At 68.0% G+C, this 1,016-nt stretch carries 1 protein-coding gene; it reads left to right on the forward strand.

Features of this window, described 5'->3' with window-relative positions; all coding sequences use genetic code 11:
* Positions 1 to 39: 39 nt before the first annotated feature.
* On the forward strand, positions 40 to 1,016 hold a 977-nt coding region (locus ACZ3OF_RS35905; RefSeq protein ID WP_467309056.1), incomplete at its 3' end, for a zinc-binding dehydrogenase.

The following is a 1,016-nucleotide window of genomic DNA, read 5'->3' on the forward strand; positions in this document are numbered from 1 at the left end:
GAGGGGGCGTGGCGGGTGGGGGTGTCGGTGCGGGGTGCGGTGGAGAACGTGGCTTTGGTGGCGGCGCCGGATGTGGTGGAGCCGTTGGGTGTGGGTGAGGTGCGGGTTGCGGTGCGTGCGGCGGGGGTGAATTTCCGTGATGTGCTGAATGTGCTGGGGATGTATCCGGGTGAGGTGGCGGTGGGTGGTGAGGCCGCTGGTGTGGTGGTGGAGGTGGGGCCGGGGGTTTCCCGGTGTGTGGTGGGGGACCGGGTGTTGGGGTTCTTCGGTGGGGCGATGGGTCCGTTGGCGGTGACTGATGAGCGGTTGGTCGCTCGGGTGCCGGCGGGTTGGTCGTTCGTGGAGGCGGCGGCGGTGCCGATCGCTTTTGCGACGGCGTATTACGCGTTGGTTGATCTGGCGGGGCTGTGTGCTGGTGAGCGGGTGTTGGTGCATGCGGTTGCTGGTGGTGTGGGGATGGCGGCGGTGCAGGTGGCTCGTCATCTGGGGGCGGAGGTGTTCGGGACGGCTTCGCCTGGTAAGTGGGCGGTGACGGGTCTGGGGGCGGATCGTCTGGCGTCGTCGCGGGATGTGTCGTTCGAGGGGGTGTTTCGGGAGCGGACCGGTGGGCGTGGGGTCGATGTGGTCCTGAACGCGTTGGCTGGTGAGTTCGTGGATGCGTCGGCTCGGTTGTTGGTGCCGGGTGGGCGGTTTGTGGAGATGGGCAAGGCGGATGTGCGTGATCCGGGGTCCATGGGGGAGTGCGTCTATCGGGCGTTCGATCTGGGTGAGGCGGGGCCGGAGCGGATCGGGGAGATCCTGGTCGAGGTTCTGAGGTTGTTCGCCGAGGGTGTGTTCGTGTTGCCGCCGGTGCGGGTGTTCGATGTGCGGCGGGCTGCGGATGCGTTCCGTTTTGTGAGTCAGGCGCGTCATGTGGGCAAGGTCGTGTTGTCGGTGCCGCGGGAGTGGGATGCGGAGGGCACGGTCCTTGTCACGGGTGGCACGGGCGCACTGGGCGCACTCACCGCCCGCCACCT

This window comes from Streptomyces sp. NPDC022552 (assembly GCF_055561875.1).